Below are 15,955 nucleotides of genomic sequence, written 5' to 3' on the forward strand. Positions count from 1 at the left end.
ACAATGAAAAGATTGATCCCACTGCTGCTGTTGCTAATGGCAATGCCCAGCATGGCGGCTCGGCAGTTTGATATTGAAGTGATCATTTTTAAACGTGCGGTAAATGCTGAAAAAGTGAGTGAATCTTGGCCCAATACGCTTCCTGCGATTAATCTTGATCGCGCAGGGAGTTTTGCTGACGTGAGCTTTCGCCAAGATAAAGGCGTCATGTTATTACCATCGTCACAATACCAACTGACCAACGAAGCGCAAAAGTTAAGAAACCATGCGGGTTTTAATGTTTTACTGCATACGGCTTGGCGCCAAAATGATCAGGGTCGACAATCGGCTCCCGTGTTCCACATTCAAGCTGGACGTGATTTTTCAGGGCAATTCCAAGCTGATGGTAATCCGATCGGCAGCACAAGCGTCGCCGCACCGGTTGATGGTGTGACTGAAATGAGTATTGCCAAGCCATTGTATGAGCTGGATGGCACTTTACAGATTTATGTTCAGCACTTCTTATTTGCTGAAGCATTGCTCGATTTAAAACAGCCTGCGGTTCGTGAAGTAACTTTACAAGATTCACCACTTCAACTGAAGACGGCGCCAGAAGATCAAGATGCCACCGTCCAAGCAGGATTGCTGGAGTCTGTTTCCCCCAAAGTGGAAGAAGAGACGTTCCTGAAAAGCTACCGCCTTGACCAAAAACGCCGTATGCGCAGTGGTGAAACACACTATCTGGATCACCCACTCATGGGTATGATCATTCAAGTACGCCGCGTCACTGAATAAGGCTCTATTGTAAGTCTGAATACGCGGTTTAAGCGGATTTAGACTTACCCCCTTCCCTCGATAAATCACGCATTCTCGTTTATACACACTCTAATTCCGTCTCAAAAATGACTCACCCTCTCATATTTAATGAGCAGCGATGTCTTTGTAACAAGAAATCTAATCGATCAACCTTTGAGTGGGTTGAACCATATCGTCTTTGCCACAGATAATTCTATCGCTCTCAGCATTTCGTTATTGACGCCAAACATTTCTTCTACGTATTTGCGCATCAATCTAACGCGAGAGTATGGAAACTCACTATACACACCATTCGAACTGTCAAGATAGATTAAGGTCAAGCGATGAAACAGACAAAAAAGTTGACCGCGATAAGTGTACTAGCGTTGAGCCATTTGATGACTCAAAGCACCGCATTCGCGTCCAACAGCAGTGATATACAGACCAAATTGAAATGGTCTTGGTCCACCAGTGTTTTTCATCCTGAGTCCAATCAGGTGATGGCTGCGCCGATTGTCGTACAACTTAACGACGACAATGGCGATGGCAAGATTGATGATAAAGACGTGGCTGACATTATTGTGGTCACCTTTGAAGGTAATAAATATGCAAAAGGAGGCTATATTCGCGCCCTAAGCGGTGTAGATGGCTCTGAATTGTGGAGTTATAGCAATGGGGGCGTGATTGCTGATGCTCGCTATGCACCTGCAGCGGCAGATCTCGATGGTGATGGACTGATTGAAATCGTATCTAGTAGTGAAAAATCACCTTACATCAATATTCTGGACCACCAAGGCAACATCAAAAAACAACTGACTAAATCTGCTCGTTCTGCTGGTGCCATCACACTAGCTGATATTAATGGTGATGGCCAAATTGAGATTTTGGCATCCGATGGCGTCTACAATTATGATTCAGGCCTACTCTTTAGCCATGATTGGACTCCGGGCTCAATTGCCTTCGACAGCAATGGTAATGGCCAGAAAGAAGTGTTCGCGAATGGTGCACTCTACCAAAATAACGGGGCTTACCTCTGGCAATATCAAGCCAATGATACGGTTTGGTTCTCTTCTGTGGCTAACCTTGATGGCGATAACAACCCAGAACTGGTGGTTTCAGTTCCCGCCTCTTTAAATACAGCCCAAAACAGTGAGATTGCGGTTCTAGAGCATGATGGCACCGTGAAATGGCGAGTGAATAACTTAGACAACCCTGGCGGCAGCGTTCAAGCCGTATCGAGCTTTTTAGGTACGCAAACCGAAAGTGTAAGTCAAATTGATGGTCAATCATCGGTATATGGGTATACCGATTGGGCGAATACTGCACGAATTCTCGCAGGCAGTGATCATCAGATCGCGATTCGTTCTGGTTCCATTGTCGATGCAATTGGTGCCAATAGCCAAAGCATGGTTGGCGGTAGTGGTGGTTCATTGCGTACGTTAGACACCTCCAAAGTACGAGCGATTGATGTCACCTACGGTAAATTCAAAGATTGGTGGAGCTATGGCATTCTTGAAATGAGCTTCACACTCGACAATGGCTCGAAAGTGACTGTCGGTTCAAAAGATTCTGCGTTTACTTACCTTGGGTTAGAGTGGAAAACCAAAACCATTCCTTATCTAGGTTTGGAGTGGCGTACCAAAACCGTGTCTTACTGGTTCTTTGGCTGGCACACTAAGCAAGTGGCTTATTTAGCCCCAGTATGGAAAGAGAAAACCATTCCTTATTTAGCTCCAGTGACGTTATCAAAATCCACAACCGTCCATTATGACGTTCCGCAAGGCTCGCAATTGCTCGGTATGAATGTTTGGAGCAAAGAAAAAGCCCTGCTCAAAAGTAAGCAGCAAGTCAATGCAGTGCAGTTCTTAGTCGGCAAACTTACCGCAGATCAGTCCCACATGGGGATTGTGTATGCCGGTTACTACGCCGTAGATATGTATGATATCAATGGCAATAAGGTATGGTCTGTCGCTAATGATGATTTGAACAGCGGTAAAATCGGTGTTTCTGCCTATGATTTTACTGGGGATGGCATTGACGAAGTGTTAGTTCAAGATCGTCTCAGAATGCGTATCCTTGATGGTAAAACAGGGCGTGTACTCAGCATCATTGCGAACTCCTCTGGCACGTTATGGGAATACCCTATCGTTGTTGATCTGGCTGGCAATGACAATGCTGCGCTGATCATGGTGGCGAATGACTACGATCGTGAAAGCCAAGTCAACCACGGTGTGTTTGTGTATGAGTCTGCCGATCCTAGCAAGCCTTGGAAAAATGCGACGCGAATTTGGAATCAGTATGCGTTTAATTTCTCCGACATTAGCGCTAACGGTACCGCTCCTGCGGAAGCACAGCCAAGCTGGTTAACCCACAACAGCTTCCGTTCAGCAACAATTCGTACACCATTAAAATAACTCTCTGCACAAAAGCCGCTCCTTTGGGGCGGCTTATTGACTTCACCGATTTCAACCTCGCCTTCTCATTCCAAAACAATTGATTTTCCACACTCTTATCTTGTTGCATATAATTAACCCAACGCTCATGAGTTTGCATAACAACAAGGATAAGCATGACTCCGGATTTTCAAATCATTACTCAGCGCTTACAACTGCGGTTAATCACCGCCACCGAAGCACCAGAATTAATGCAGCGTATTCGTCAATCTCAAACGCTTCATCAATGGGTAGACTGGTGCCACGCGTTATTCAGTACACAAGAAGCTGAACAATTCATTCAGGCGACTCGGTTAAATTGGGTTAAAGCGGAAGCGTATGGATTTGGGGTTTTCGAACGTCAAACACAAACATTGGTTGGGATGGTGGCGATTAATGAGTTTTACCATACCTTCAATATGGCCAGCTTGGGTTATTGGATAGCGGATGATTGCCAGCGGCAAGGTTATGGTAAGGAAGCCCTTACCGCACTCATCGTATTCTGTTTTGAGCGCTTAGAATTAACCCGGTTAGAAATTGTCTGCGATCCTGAGAATGTGCCTAGCCAAACGTTGGCGTTGAGATGTGGTGCCGTTCAAGAGCAGTTAGCGCCCAATCGATTCTTGTATGCGGGAGAACCCAGAGCCGGAATCGTCTTCTCATTAATTCCCTAAACGGCAGATAAAAATAAAGCGGCACTCAGCGCCTAATGCCGATCAGTTAAGACTTTAATCAGCAGATCAGTTGAACGATCCTGCCTGTATGTAAAAATCCGGTAGACCCTGTTTATCGGATTTTTTTATGCACGTTTCTCAAGCCCTCGACATCATCAACAGTTATAAACCCAATCACGTTGAAACACTCGCAGACCTCCTGCCCATTGAACTCATCAATAGTGCTTATCAGCTTACGGATACCGTGACTCTAAGAAAACGAAAGCTCACTTTAGAGTCGATGGCATGGTTACTGGTTGGCATGGCTATCTATAACGATAAATCCATGGCTGACATTGTAAATATGCTCGATATTGTTGACCGCACAGGCAAGCCATTCGTTGCTCCAAGTGCATTAACACAGCGAAGAAAAAACCTTGGTGAGTCAGCGGCTAAAGCGCTCTTTGAGTGTACGCAACGTCATTGGTTTAAGCAGGCTAACGTACCAAACTGGAACGGACTTCGGTTACTGGGCGTTGATGGCGTTTTATGGCGAACAGAAGACTCAAAAGATAACGCTGAAGCGTTCGCCAAGCCTACCCACAGTGATGGTAAAGAAACACAGTACCCACAGGTGCGCATGGTCTGTCAGATGGAGCTGAGCAGTCACTTAATCACAGGCAGCGCTTTTGGCTGTTATACCGTTAATGAAATGAAGCTGGCAGAGCAGCTTATCGACACAACCCCCGATAACAGCTTAACGCTCTTCGACAAAGGCTTTTACTCCCTAGGTTTACTTCAAGCATGGTGTTCGCAAGGCATCAATCGACATTGGCTTATCCCCATGAAAAAAGGGCTGATTTATGAAGTTGTTCAGTCTTTTGGCCGACAAGATAAACTGATAAAACTGAAGAGTAACCCGCAAGCGCGTAAGAAATGGCCAGAGCTAGAAGAAGAGGTAGTGGTACGTTTAATCACGAGAGTTAAAGAGGGGAAGCAATACGATGTTCTCACCTCAATGGTTGACCCGATGTGTTATCCGAAATCAGATATAGTCGGTTTATATGAATACCGTTGGGAAATTGAACAAGGGTACCGAGAGCAAAAGCAATACATGCTTGGTAACCGTCTTACACTGCGAAGCCGACTCCCAGAGCTGGTGAGACAAGAGCTCTGGGGAATACTCCTGACATACAACTTAGTCAGATATCAAATGGTGCAGATGTGTAATACGTTGAATGGAGACTACTTGCCATACCAACTGAGCTTCAATGGAGCGTTAGCCCACATCATGCGCCTAATAGTGGGACTTCCCTACTCGTCACCGGGAGCAATACCAAGGCAACTGCAAAACTTCTACGCAATGAGTGGAAGCTTAATACTTGAGCCAAGGCGAGAAAGAGCCTTCCCTAGAGTCGTGAAGAAAAAGCCAAGCCGATACCCTAGAAAATACAATGCCGCTCACCTTAAGTGAACGGCATTAGCACTCAGCGCCGCTTTACTCGATAACCAACTAAAGAGATTAATGCAGTTTAAGGTTTGGACGCAGAACACGGTTAATTCGTCCAACCAACATCATCAGCCCAGTTTTGAGCATGCCATGCAGCGCCATTTGATGCATACGATACAACGAAATGTAGACCACGCGAGCAATTCGGCCTTCTACCATCATCGAACCACGAGTTAAGTTACCCATCAGGCTACCCACGGTTGAGAAACGGCTCAAAGACACCAGCGAACCATGATCCTTGTAAACATAAGACTTCAGCTCACGGCCATACATTTTGGCAACGATGTTACGGAACGCCAATGACGCCATTTGGTGTGCTGCTTGAGCACGAGGCGGCACAAACTTTCCATCCGCTTGGGTGCATTGCGCCAAATCACCAATCACGAAAATATCGTCATCACGGGTGGTTTGTAGCGTACCTTTAACCACAACTTGATTAATACGGTTAGTCTCTAACCCAGCAATATCTTTCATAAAATCTGGGGCTTTAATACCTGCCGCCCACACCATGATATGCGCAGAAATTTTCTCACCGTCTTTCGTGGTTAAGCCATCTTTTTCCGCTTTAGTCACCATCGTCATGGTACGAACATTCACACCTAATTTGGTGAGTTCTTGATGCGCCGCTGCTGAGATACGTGGTGGTAATGCCGGTAAAATACGCTCACCGGCTTCAATTAAGTTTACGTTTAACTTGCTTGAATCGAGATCGCCGAAACCATAAGTCCGCAGTTCTTTAACCGCATTGTGCAATTCGGCTGAGAGCTCAACACCTGTCGCCCCCGCACCCACAATTGCAATGTCCACGGTGCCTTGCCCATTTTTCGCGTGCAGTTTGAGGAACTCATTGTTCATTTCAGTACGGAAACGGTTCGCTTGTTCAGGGCTATCTAGGAAGATGCAGTGATCTTTAACTCCAGGAGTGTTGAAATCGTTCGAGGTTGAACCAATCGCCAACACCAACATATCGTATTCCAAATCGCGTTTAGGCATGAGCAGTTCGCCATGCTCATCTTTGAGCTCGCTTAACGTGATTTTTTTACTTTCACGATCAATCGACTCCAAGCTGCCGAGTTGGAAATCAAAGCTGTGATTTTTGGCATGTGCGCGGTAGCTCAGTGCGTCTACCCCTTCGTCCAGAGAACCGGTTGCAACTTCATGCAGCAATGGTTTCCAAAGATGACTTGAATTGCGGTCAACCAAAGTGACATTGGCTCGACCTTTGCGCCCTAGTGTGCGACCCAGTTTGGTGACTAGCTCTAAACCGCCAGCTCCACCACCTACAACGATAATTCGTGTCACAACAACAATCCTCAAATAAAGATGAATAATTATTATCCAGCCCGATCACTCGTGCTGAGGGAATCTGTTATAGCCATGACGTATGTCCATCTTGGCATGCTTGGGTGAGGGTGAGTTACTCTCAGTGGCACGTTACGAGGCAGAAAAGGCTGCGCTAACACAAACAAATGGCAAGTTTTCTACTCGCTCTCAATTTTTTTTGATATTTATCAACAAATCTTTACGTCAGTCATTATATAGGGCTGAATCTATCGCGCAACCACAGATTTACTCATATTCATTAGATTTTTTGTGGGTTTGGATAAATAAAAACAGCCTCGACATGAGGCTGTTAAACAATGTGTACGCTGACGAAATCAAACGGCTTTGAAGGCTTTCATCGCCTGTAAATGCTGAGCGATTTTTTTGAATTTGTGAGTTTGGGTTTCATCCCAAAGAATATCGTAATAGTCCTGTAGCTCTTGCGCAGTTTTCTGGTTGTCATGGATTTCGTCCTGACGCGACAGTACCACTAAGCAGCGGCCTTGGTTTTTGGTACGAAATTTTTCAACACATTTAGTCGCGATGTCTTCGTACTCTTCAGGGCGATCAATACGTCCCTGCATTGTCAACTCAGGATGCAAATTAGGATTAAAGATAACTTGTTTAATTCCACACAAGAAGCCAATCCGTTCAGACCAATATCCACCTAAACCAACGCCGCAAATCAATGGATGTGGATCGCCCGATTGCTCAATAGCTTTGTGCACTTCTTTCAGTAAGTGCTGCATATCATGCTTAGGGTGTAAGGTGCTGTAATTAATGAAACGAACATCACTATCAATGAACTGCAATTGCAGCACTTTTTCATGGTTGCCCGGGCTGGTTGAATCAAATCCGTGTAAATAAATAATCATAATATTTCCCCCGTTCCTTGAGGTTTAATCTACCACGAAGATTATGGTTTTAAACAGCCTCGCGGACATCTCCATAAAGAGAATCAGAAAAAAATTTCTTTTCGTTGCCCAACGGGCATTTTGCCAAGCGCAATACGGTTCAAGAAATCCATCACTGTGTGCGGTTATGGGTGGCGAATCGCTGCTCTAATTGCTGTGCACATTGGAGATAAAGATCATCGCCCCACAACTGATAGGCCAAGAGATACCATAACATTGCCATCATCATTGTGCGTGGCCGCCATGCTTGCACGCCTTCAACCCAGTCATCGATACCAGAGAGTTCTCGCAATTGGCAGTAACGAAACACGGCATCAAGCACTTTTTCTTCTGCCACATCAATACTCAGCGCCAAGTCGATCCGTGGGTCCGCTAACGCCGCATATTCCCAATCGATCACTCGCTGACCTTGGGCGGTTTTCACCATGTTGTAACCTGCAAGGTCAAAGTGACAAAGCACTTGCCCAACATCGGCTAAATTAGGGACTGAACGCCACTGGCCATAAAGCGCTTTCACTGAATCTGTTTTCAGCTCTTCTCGAATTTGTAGCCAATAGTGATCGACCCGACCAAGATAGTTAAACGGCGCAACGGGAATTCGGTGTACATCCAATTCATGGATTCGGATCTGCGTTTTCAAGATGGCATCAAAAGCCACACCATCGCGTAGTGACTCCCCCTCGATCCATTCGACAAGCAACCCTTGATCATTAATTAATTCAGCTTTAGGGCCGATATGATCATGCTCAATCGCCTTGAGTATTTGATACTCCTGAAATCGGGAGATAGAAAAAGCTTTGGTGATCGCCGTTGCAGGTCGCCAGACAAAGGCTCGCTCACCCGTCACGATTTTCCAACAACGATTAGTGAGACCTCCGGTTAAGGTCTGCGCATAGGTAGGTGGCACAGAGAAGAAGTGATTCAATGACAACAGTGATGGGTCTAACGAGGTTGCTTCGCGCCACGCAATCTTTGCCATTACCAACTCCTTCTCTGTGTGAGTGGATTACAAACCGAGTAAGCTTTTAGATTGTTGCTTACGAATTTCAGTTTCATCCGCCCATTCGATCAAACCTGTTTGTAAGTCCATCAAACGCATGGTCATTTTGTAGTAAACGTCTTTGTCACTACCCTCATTCTTTACAATGCTCGATAAGTTACCGTATAGCATGTATTGAGCGCCAACCATTTTACCAAACTGGATTGCCGTGCTTTGATTGACCAGTTCATCATTGTTTTGGAAATTCAGTTGATCGCGAACCGCTTCCACACGATCCATATCGACGAAACGGAACTTGCCAGAATTGAGCATTTTGGTACTGATCGTATCGGTGATTGATTCCGTATCGATATGTTCACTGGTTTTGTTCTTAATCCGCTCAACAAACACAATTGGGCGACCATCTCGAGTAATGGCTGACACCGAACCCGACATCATCATGCTGTCGACCATTTCTGCGGCAATTTTTTGCAGATCGGTTGAACCAAAATCAACATTCACGGTTTCAACGGCTTGCGCATCACCATAACTGACTTTATTTGAACATCCCCCTAAGATAACGGCTAGACCTAGCAGGGCAATGACACTCTTTTTCATTGTGAATCCTCTTGAACTTACGTTTTATTCATTCGCTTCGCGAATTTGGACACGGAACTGCTTACCGTTCGGGTTCACCGAAACTTCAGTCAGAGACACGGTTTCCATACCTCGCAAAATGATGATTTTCCATGGGCTTAATTTCGTATTCACTTCAAGCCCATCATTGTCATACCAGTAAAAGCGGTACTGTACATGCAGATCACTTTTCTGATTGCTCTGCAGACGCACCACCCCTCGGGTATGACCATCCACTTCCGTGGTCGCGATATCTTCAATGCTCAAGCTTTTGCTCAACACACTGTCATTAAATAATACTTGTTGTGATGCGCCATCGACCCGCAGACCTGCGGTATTGGCACTGCATCCCACCAACAGTAACCCTGTTAATACAGCTAATAGCCACGTTTTCATTACCGTATCCCTAGTTGTTTATGCCAAATCGTCACACTGTTACTCTGTCTCGATAGCCAAACTAACGCGGTGCCATTTTCTGGAACATGAAAGGTATAGTGAATCCCTGCAATATCCAGCACTTGATCACCCGCTTTTACCACTTGAGTTGCTGTATTGACAGTAGCGGGTAACGTTAACCAGCTGCGGGTATCCGGCTGCTCGGTTAAGGTATTCCAAATATTAAACACTAAATTGGCCACATCTTCTTCTTTTGTGGTCTCTTTACGGAGTTGGTCTTTAGCCACTACGCGTAAGGCTTGACGCAAAACCAGCGCGGGCATTTGTTCTGTAAGTGCCTGTCTAGCCATTAAGTTAACATCCGTCACTGGTGCTGGCTGCACACTCACCCCATTCAAACTGAAAGTCGCACGTTGAGGCATCACAGATTGCTCATAATACGGCAGAGCCAAAGAATACAACGCGGTGTTTCCACGACTGTCAGATAGAGGTAAAGAGAGTCGCCATGCTTGTTTAGGCTGCACAATACCCTCCTCTTCAATTACGATCACGCGTGCTTGCGAAGCACTTAATCGTTGAGGCTCACCGTATTGTTGTTTCAGCAACTTGAGATCTTGTTGCATGCTCAAGCGCGTAGCAACTCTCAGCGTTCCATCAATCACAGCAGGGTTATTCGGTGCAACGGCTAACGCTCGACGGTAGTCAACATAGGCTGAGTTTAAGTCATTGTCAGCCTCATAGAGCAACGCTGACAGATATAATAGATAACCATTTTGTACCGCTTGTAAGGTTTTGCCAGCATCGGGATACTGTGCTAACACGCTGCCTAAACTGGGAGATAATCCTTGTGAACGCATGTCTTGCTCTGCATTAGCTAGCTCTTGCTCGCGTCTCTTTTTAGCGGCTTCTTGAACCTGATTCGCTCGGCGCATCTCAACCAGCGCACCATCAAGATCATTATTGCGCACATAATTTAACCCTAAGTACAGATGCAAAAAGCCCAGTTCATAATCTGCGGGTTCATACTCATTGAGGTTATCGTTAACAGCGAGCGAGCCCACACTGGTCGCGGTACTGCTCAGCGAAATAATGGCCCGATCTTGCTGTGCTTTAACCGCATTATCAGCTATCGACAAACTTTGCTGACTTTCTGAATATTGCTGACTCAGAAAGTAAACACGTCCTTTCTCAAGATTATCTAAAACATCACCAGCCACATAATCCGGTAATAATTGGCTAGCTTGGTCATATTGCCCTGCCGCAACAGACTGATATAAGCCACTATTTTGAGCACTATAATGGCTAAACAAATTGCCCGCGGTGAGGTTTGCACACCCCGCGAGCAAGACTGAGGTTATGGTCAGTACCAAGCGACGTTTGGGAAATTGCATGTATTGAACCATGGTATTGGTTACCCTATGGCACAGAAGTGCACAGGCTTAGCCCATCAACAGAGGTCCAAGAGGGCGACCTCCCACTAAATGCATATGAATATGATAGACTTCCTGACCACCGTGTGAGTTACAGTTCATGATCAAACGGTAACCGTTTTCTGCAATGCCTTCTTGTTCGGCGATTTTCTTCGCGACGGTAAACATACGCCCAAGGGCGAGTTCATCCTCGACTTCTACATCATTGACTGTAGGAATCAACTTATTAGGAATGATCAAAATATGGCTTGGTGCACGAGGATGAATATCACGAAATGCAGTAACCAGCTCATCTTGATAAAGGATCTCAGCTGGAATCTCTCTGCGAACGATTTTACTAAAAATGGTTTCTTCCGCCATGACAGCTCCATATAAAGGTTTTGATTGAGAATTTTGCTGGATTGAGTATGCGTCAAGGCATGCTAAAGCTCAATAAAAAACACCGTACAGTTAAAAGAACCTGAGCAAGCTCACTGGTGAAAGGCTGTTTTTGTTGTATCGGTCATAAAACGCGTTTCCCAACCTCAATACAATAATGATTATTTTGTTACTTTTTTAAGACAACGTTTGTCTTTAAATGAATTCTAATAAAAACGAGTTATGTTCGAGGGAGAGAAAATATGCAGGGTTCCGTAATCAGGCGTATGTACGCAGGGTTTGCGCTGATCATTATTATGTTTGTGGTGACTGTCGCGATCATGCTACGTGGGATGAGCCAAATTCACAGCAACTTTGAAAGTGTGTCGAAAACATCGTTGCCGCTTGTGTCACTATCTAACCAGACTAGCGTACAACTGCTATCTGCCGACAAATCATTTAAAGACTTTCTGACCACGCAAGATATGGCACGTATGGAAGGCATGCGTCAGGAATTTGCGAAATCAAAACAAAATTTTCAGACAGTCTTGGATGAACTCGGTCAAGCGAGCTTAAACCACCCCGAACTTGAACAGCCCATTGCAGAACTCAAAAAGCTTGAAGCGCGTTATTTTAACGAAGCGGATCTCGCGATGGATAACTATCAAGCCATGTTTGCCGCTCAAGCCGCAGTGCAAAAATCCACTCGAGAATTTCAACGCCTGCATTCTGAATTAAGCGTTGGGATGAAAGAATTTGTCGACAACAATGACAGTATTTCAGTCAAAGTCATGGCTAAAAGCTATTTCATCAAGCTCAAAGATGCCGAGTTAATCACCTCGGATGCGTTAGCCAGCTCTGACGTGAGCTTCGTTGAGAAAGCCGTCAACCAGAATAAAAAAGCGGTGACTCATCTCAACTACGCTTATCGTGGTCTGGTAACGCAAATGCCACAACTTAAAGAGCGTTTTGATGACTTGGTCGCTAAATTCACCCAAGACATTGGGCAAAAAGGTGGCGTACTGGATCAGCACAATGAATATCTACAAGCTCGTGCTGCGCTTTACGACAACATCGCCAATCTTGCGAGTGAAGTTGATAAAGCGATGACGATTTTGGGTTCTTTTAACCAAACCGCTAGCGATGACCTCAATCAATCTCTGACCGAGGCGGGTTCAGTTTACAAACAAGGTACGATCAAGGCGATCATCATTGGTATCGCAGTCGTGCTCTTAGCGACTGCGATTGGTTACCATATTGCGCACAGTGTACGAGAGCCTGTAACACGTATTCTGAAAACATTAGAAAGCCTCACACAAGGCAATATGACTCAACGCATTGAAATCCGTTATAACAACGAGTTCAGTCGTCTCAGCCGTCATATCAATACTCTTGCTGATAGCCTGCACGATATTTTGCTCAAACTGAACAATGCTTCCGATGATTTAACCGCCACGGCTTCGAACAACCAAAGCACCTCACTCAGCGCACAAAGTAAACTCAATAGTCAACGTGAGCAGACTTCTAGTGTGGCCGCCGCAATGACAGAAATGGCACATTCAGTACAAGAAGTCGCAAACAGTGCACAAAACTCGTTGTCGATGGTTCAGCAGGTCGAAACTGCGTCTGAATCCGGTCGTCAGATCATGAGCACAAACATCAGTACCATTCGCCAACTGGAAACCCGTTTAATTGAATCGGTTGAAGCGGTGGGTGACTTGCGCAAGATGAGTAGTCAGATTGGTTCAATCTTAGATGTGATTCGTAATATCGCCGAACAAACCAACCTGCTCGCGCTCAACGCCGCGATTGAAGCGGCGCGTGCCGGAGAACAAGGACGTGGCTTTGCGGTGGTGGCCGATGAAGTTCGCGTTCTTGCTCAACGCACCACGCAATCAACGTCTGAAATCGAGTCAATGATCAGCAATTTGCAATCAAGTTCTTCACTGGCGAGCAAAGTGATTGAAAGCTGTATGCAGGATATGGAGCTTTCTGTGGAGCAAGCCTCACACGCCAACAGCGCGATGGAAGAGATTCAAGCTCTCATTATCGAAATCAGCCATATGAGTACCCACATCTCGCAAGCCGCAGGTGAGCAAAATGAAACCACGACGTCGATTGCGCGTAGTATCGAAGATATCAATCATATCTCTGATGAAAGCTACCAAGCGATGTCTCAGATAGCACAAACCAGTGCCAATTTGACCGTATTAGCCAATCAACAAAGTGAGTTGGTACACCGTTTTACCCTCTAAAATCGGTCAGCATTGATACCCTCAGTGTCAATTTTTCCACAAAGAGCGACTTTTAACCGGAGTCGCTCTTGTTTTTTAATCTCCTCATCATTATATGGTTAACAAAGCTTGCGCCATTTTTCTCTCCACTCATGCAAGCAAATCATGAGGATACTTTATGGCTATTCACGTAGGAATTATCGATCAGGACCCGGTTCGTTTAGTGACACCGCTGCTCGATAACCGAACTGTCAGCCGCCACATCATTTTTATTGGCGACCAGACTCAACAATTGATTTTTGAACGCCTGAGTGCGGTATTACAAAAGCGCAATATCACGACAGATTTTTTTGAAATTCCAGCAGGAGCCAATACTTCTGCCATCAAAAGTGCAATTCGTCATCTCGCCGAGACATTAAAAGCACGTGGTGAGGATGTAAAATTCAACGCAAGTTGTGGCTTACGCCATCGTCTTCTCTCCGCTTATGAAATTTTCCGCAGCTACCACTGGCCAATCTTTGTCGTCGAGCCTAACAGCGACTGTCTCTGCTGGCTCTACCCAGATGGAAATCAAGATACTCAAGTTCAAGACCGCATCACCATTGCCGATTATCTAACCATTTTTGGTGCGCGTGGCGAATTTAATGAACACCAACTTCCACCGCAATTAGATCAACAGCTTTACCAATTAGGTGAACGTTGGGCAGGCAATGCTTTAGAGTTGGGGCCTGGTTTGGCAACCCTTAACTATCTAGCGACGACATGCCGTAAAGAACAGCGGCTAGATGTCGAGCTTTCAGAGAAACAACAAGGCTATCGAGAATTAAATCTACTGCTCAGCGATCTGGTCGAAGCCAACATTGCTCGTTATGAAAATGGTATTCTTACTTTCAGCAATGAAGATGCGCGGCGCTTTGCCAACGGAGAATGGTTAGAGACTCTCGTGCACAGCACTGTTAAACAGATACAAGACGATCTGCCCACCATTCAAGATCGCTCACTGAACGTGCAAGTTTACCGCCAACTGGGTGATAGAGAAGTACGTAATGAGCTTGATGTGGCAACCGTAGTGAATAACAAGCTGCACATTATCGAATGCAAAACTAAAGGGATGCGGGATGATGGCGACGATACACTCTACAAATTAGAGTCATTACGCGATCTACTCGGTGGACTGCAAGCTCGCGCGATGTTAGTCAGTTTCCGCCCACTACGCCACAACGACATAACACGAGCTGAGGATTTGGGCCTTGCTTTGATTGGGCCTGATGAACTCAAAGATCTCAAAAATCATTTAACACAGTGGTTTAAAGCCGCTGGTGGCCATTGATTTTCAACCCGCATCTCATCGAGCTATTTCAGTTGATCACCACAAAAAAGCCCGCAACACGGCGGGCTTTTTTATCGATTTGGTAACCGACTTAACAATCATCTTCCGTAAAATTCGATGGCAGCGTCGTTTTCATCTGATTCCAGAGATGTCCACTCGCAATACCATATTGACGAATAACGTGGGGAAGTTGCTCACGCTCACCGCTTTGGCATACGGACAAGAGTTGACGATAAAACTCCATCGCCAGTTCACGTGCTTCTGAATTCGAGAAATAGTAGCTACCAACACGATCATAAAGCTTTTTCAATCCGTTAAAGATCAAGCCATAAATTTGGTTACCTGAGTGGAAAGCCAAACGTTGGAAAAGCATGTAGTCGTAGAAATTAAACGTCTTCGCAAGCAAGATTTCTTGTCTTTTGAACTCGTCTTTTTCACCATCTTCTTTAATATGCTGCTGAATTTTATCTGCATAAGGAGAAGCCGTAATAAATGCATCCCACGATGGTGCACTCATCAAAGCTTCACAAGATTCAATCACATTGATGATGATGCGCTCCGCACTTTCTTTATTCGTCTTAAAGGCATAGCGCATAAATATTGGGCTGATATTCGTTCTGGCAGCAAGAAGGTCCTCGACAATACTCGTGGCATTATCCGCATCAAGCGTCATCAAAGTATCAAGAATATGCAACCCAGAGGTTTCCATAAACTGATTCACTTTAGTCGGTTTTCCGTGCTGGATAGTCAACCAGCCATCACGCGCCAAACGCTGTAACACTTCACGTAATGTAGTACGTGTCACCCCGATTAACTCTGAAAGCTCACGCTCTGCAGGTAAAATGGAACCCGGTGGAAAGCGACCATTCCAAATACTTTCAATAATGTACTTCTCAGCGAAACCTGCTGGGCTTTTTGCCTTAATGACCATTAATAACTTATCCAATGCTTGTTTTATTTGGGTCGAATGGCACTCATCATACCACT

General features: G+C 45.3%; 14 protein-coding genes. 6 read left to right on the plus strand and 8 right to left on the minus strand.

Features of this window, described 5'->3' with window-relative positions:
• The first annotated feature begins 3 nt into the window (after positions 1-3).
• The 4 genes from MKA69_RS12755 to MKA69_RS12770 all read left to right on the plus strand — a co-directional run bounded on the left by MKA69_RS12755 (position 4) and on the right by MKA69_RS12770 (position 5,333).
• Positions 4-774, plus strand: coding sequence for a peptidoglycan binding protein CsiV (locus MKA69_RS12755; protein WP_305848175.1), 771 nt, complete (start codon positions 4-6; stop codon positions 772-774).
• Positions 775-1,118: 344 nt separating this feature from the next.
• Positions 1,119-3,188, plus strand: a complete 2,070-nt coding sequence (locus MKA69_RS12760; RefSeq protein WP_305848176.1) for a beta-prism lectin domain-containing protein — start codon at positions 1,119-1,121, stop codon at positions 3,186-3,188.
• Positions 3,189-3,343: 155 nt separating this feature from the next.
• Positions 3,344-3,880, plus strand: coding sequence for a GNAT family N-acetyltransferase (locus MKA69_RS12765; protein WP_000186697.1), 537 nt, complete (start codon positions 3,344-3,346; stop codon positions 3,878-3,880).
• 127 nt (positions 3,881-4,007) lie between these two features.
• Positions 4,008-5,333, plus strand: coding sequence for an IS4 family transposase (locus tag MKA69_RS12770; protein ID WP_305848177.1), 1,326 nt, complete (start codon positions 4,008-4,010; stop codon positions 5,331-5,333).
• A gap of 48 nt (positions 5,334-5,381) precedes the next feature.
• Here the strand turns inward: MKA69_RS12770 and MKA69_RS12775 are convergent, their stop codons facing one another.
• From MKA69_RS12775 to hinT, 7 genes are all read right to left on the minus strand, one after another.
• Positions 5,382-6,671: an NAD(P)/FAD-dependent oxidoreductase gene (locus tag MKA69_RS12775; protein WP_055032997.1), complete on the minus strand. Its 1,290-nt coding sequence runs from the start codon at positions 6,669-6,671 to the stop codon at positions 5,382-5,384.
• 356 nt (positions 6,672-7,027) lie between these two features.
• Positions 7,028-7,567 (minus strand): alpha/beta hydrolase YcfP, encoded by a 540-nt coding sequence (gene ycfP / locus MKA69_RS12780; RefSeq protein WP_000587953.1) that lies wholly within the window; start codon positions 7,565-7,567, stop codon positions 7,028-7,030.
• 151 nt (positions 7,568-7,718) lie between these two features.
• Positions 7,719-8,585: a phosphotransferase gene (locus tag MKA69_RS12785; protein WP_305848178.1), complete on the minus strand. Its 867-nt coding sequence runs from the start codon at positions 8,583-8,585 to the stop codon at positions 7,719-7,721.
• Between the two features lie 27 nt (positions 8,586-8,612).
• Positions 8,613-9,203 (minus strand): penicillin-binding protein activator LpoB, encoded by a 591-nt coding sequence (gene lpoB, locus MKA69_RS12790; RefSeq protein ID WP_000750166.1) that lies wholly within the window; start codon positions 9,201-9,203, stop codon positions 8,613-8,615.
• Positions 9,204-9,227: 24 nt separating this feature from the next.
• On the minus strand, positions 9,228-9,617 hold the full coding sequence (locus MKA69_RS12795) for a YcfL family protein (protein WP_055027991.1): 390 nt from the start codon (positions 9,615-9,617) through the stop codon (positions 9,228-9,230).
• Positions 9,617-11,020 (minus strand): COG3014 family protein, encoded by a 1,404-nt coding sequence (locus MKA69_RS12800; RefSeq protein ID WP_305848179.1) that lies wholly within the window; start codon positions 11,018-11,020, stop codon positions 9,617-9,619. The genes MKA69_RS12795 and MKA69_RS12800 overlap by 1 nt, the downstream gene beginning before the upstream one ends.
• A 36-nt stretch (positions 11,021-11,056) precedes the next feature.
• On the minus strand, positions 11,057-11,407 hold the full coding sequence (gene hinT / locus MKA69_RS12805) for a purine nucleoside phosphoramidase (RefSeq protein ID WP_055030338.1): 351 nt from the start codon (positions 11,405-11,407) through the stop codon (positions 11,057-11,059).
• Between the two features lie 260 nt (positions 11,408-11,667).
• On the opposite strand from hinT, the gene MKA69_RS12810 reads away from it, so the two are divergent.
• Both MKA69_RS12810 and MKA69_RS12815 read left to right on the plus strand, forming a co-directional pair.
• Positions 11,668-13,659 (plus strand): methyl-accepting chemotaxis protein, encoded by a 1,992-nt coding sequence (locus MKA69_RS12810; protein ID WP_032469797.1) that lies wholly within the window; start codon positions 11,668-11,670, stop codon positions 13,657-13,659.
• A 157-nt stretch (positions 13,660-13,816) separates the two neighbouring features.
• Entirely contained in the window at positions 13,817-14,968 is a 1,152-nt protein-coding gene (locus tag MKA69_RS12815) for a DUF1887 family protein (RefSeq protein ID WP_000974446.1), read from the plus strand.
• A gap of 91 nt (positions 14,969-15,059) precedes the next feature.
• On the opposite strand, the gene fadR is transcribed toward MKA69_RS12815, so the two are convergent.
• Complete coding sequence (gene fadR, locus MKA69_RS12820) at positions 15,060-15,899, minus strand: fatty acid metabolism transcriptional regulator FadR (protein WP_000234817.1); 840 nt, start codon at positions 15,897-15,899, stop codon at positions 15,060-15,062.
• Between the last annotated feature and the right edge of the window lie 56 nt (positions 15,900-15,955).

The organism is Vibrio sp. AH4, assembly GCF_030710545.1.
Classification (GTDB): Bacteria; Pseudomonadota; Gammaproteobacteria; order Enterobacterales; family Vibrionaceae; genus Vibrio; species Vibrio metoecus.

Excerpts from the sequence above, each read along its gene's own strand:
- MKA69_RS12770 (WP_305848177.1), top strand. The coding sequence starts at position 4,008 with ATGCACGTTTCTCAAGCCCTCGACATCATCAACAGTTATAAACCCAAT.
- ycfP (WP_000587953.1), bottom strand. The coding sequence starts at position 7,567 with ATGATTATTTATTTACACGGATTTGATTCAACCAGCCCGGGCAACCAT.
- MKA69_RS12755 (WP_305848175.1), top strand. The coding sequence starts at position 4 with ATGAAAAGATTGATCCCACTGCTGCTGTTGCTAATGGCAATGCCCAGC.
- MKA69_RS12760 (WP_305848176.1), top strand. The coding sequence starts at position 1,119 with ATGAAACAGACAAAAAAGTTGACCGCGATAAGTGTACTAGCGTTGAGC.
- MKA69_RS12785 (WP_305848178.1), bottom strand. The coding sequence starts at position 8,585 with ATGGCAAAGATTGCGTGGCGCGAAGCAACCTCGTTAGACCCATCACTG.
- MKA69_RS12795 (WP_055027991.1), bottom strand. The coding sequence starts at position 9,617 with ATGAAAACGTGGCTATTAGCTGTATTAACAGGGTTACTGTTGGTGGGA.
- fadR (WP_000234817.1), bottom strand. The coding sequence starts at position 15,899 with ATGGTCATTAAGGCAAAAAGCCCAGCAGGTTTCGCTGAGAAGTACATT.
- MKA69_RS12810 (WP_032469797.1), top strand. The coding sequence starts at position 11,668 with ATGCAGGGTTCCGTAATCAGGCGTATGTACGCAGGGTTTGCGCTGATC.
- hinT (WP_055030338.1), bottom strand. The coding sequence starts at position 11,407 with ATGGCGGAAGAAACCATTTTTAGTAAAATCGTTCGCAGAGAGATTCCA.
- MKA69_RS12815 (WP_000974446.1), top strand. The coding sequence starts at position 13,817 with ATGGCTATTCACGTAGGAATTATCGATCAGGACCCGGTTCGTTTAGTG.
- MKA69_RS12765 (WP_000186697.1), top strand. The coding sequence starts at position 3,344 with ATGACTCCGGATTTTCAAATCATTACTCAGCGCTTACAACTGCGGTTA.
- MKA69_RS12800 (WP_305848179.1), bottom strand. The coding sequence starts at position 11,020 with ATGGTTCAATACATGCAATTTCCCAAACGTCGCTTGGTACTGACCATA.
- lpoB (WP_000750166.1), bottom strand. The coding sequence starts at position 9,203 with ATGAAAAAGAGTGTCATTGCCCTGCTAGGTCTAGCCGTTATCTTAGGG.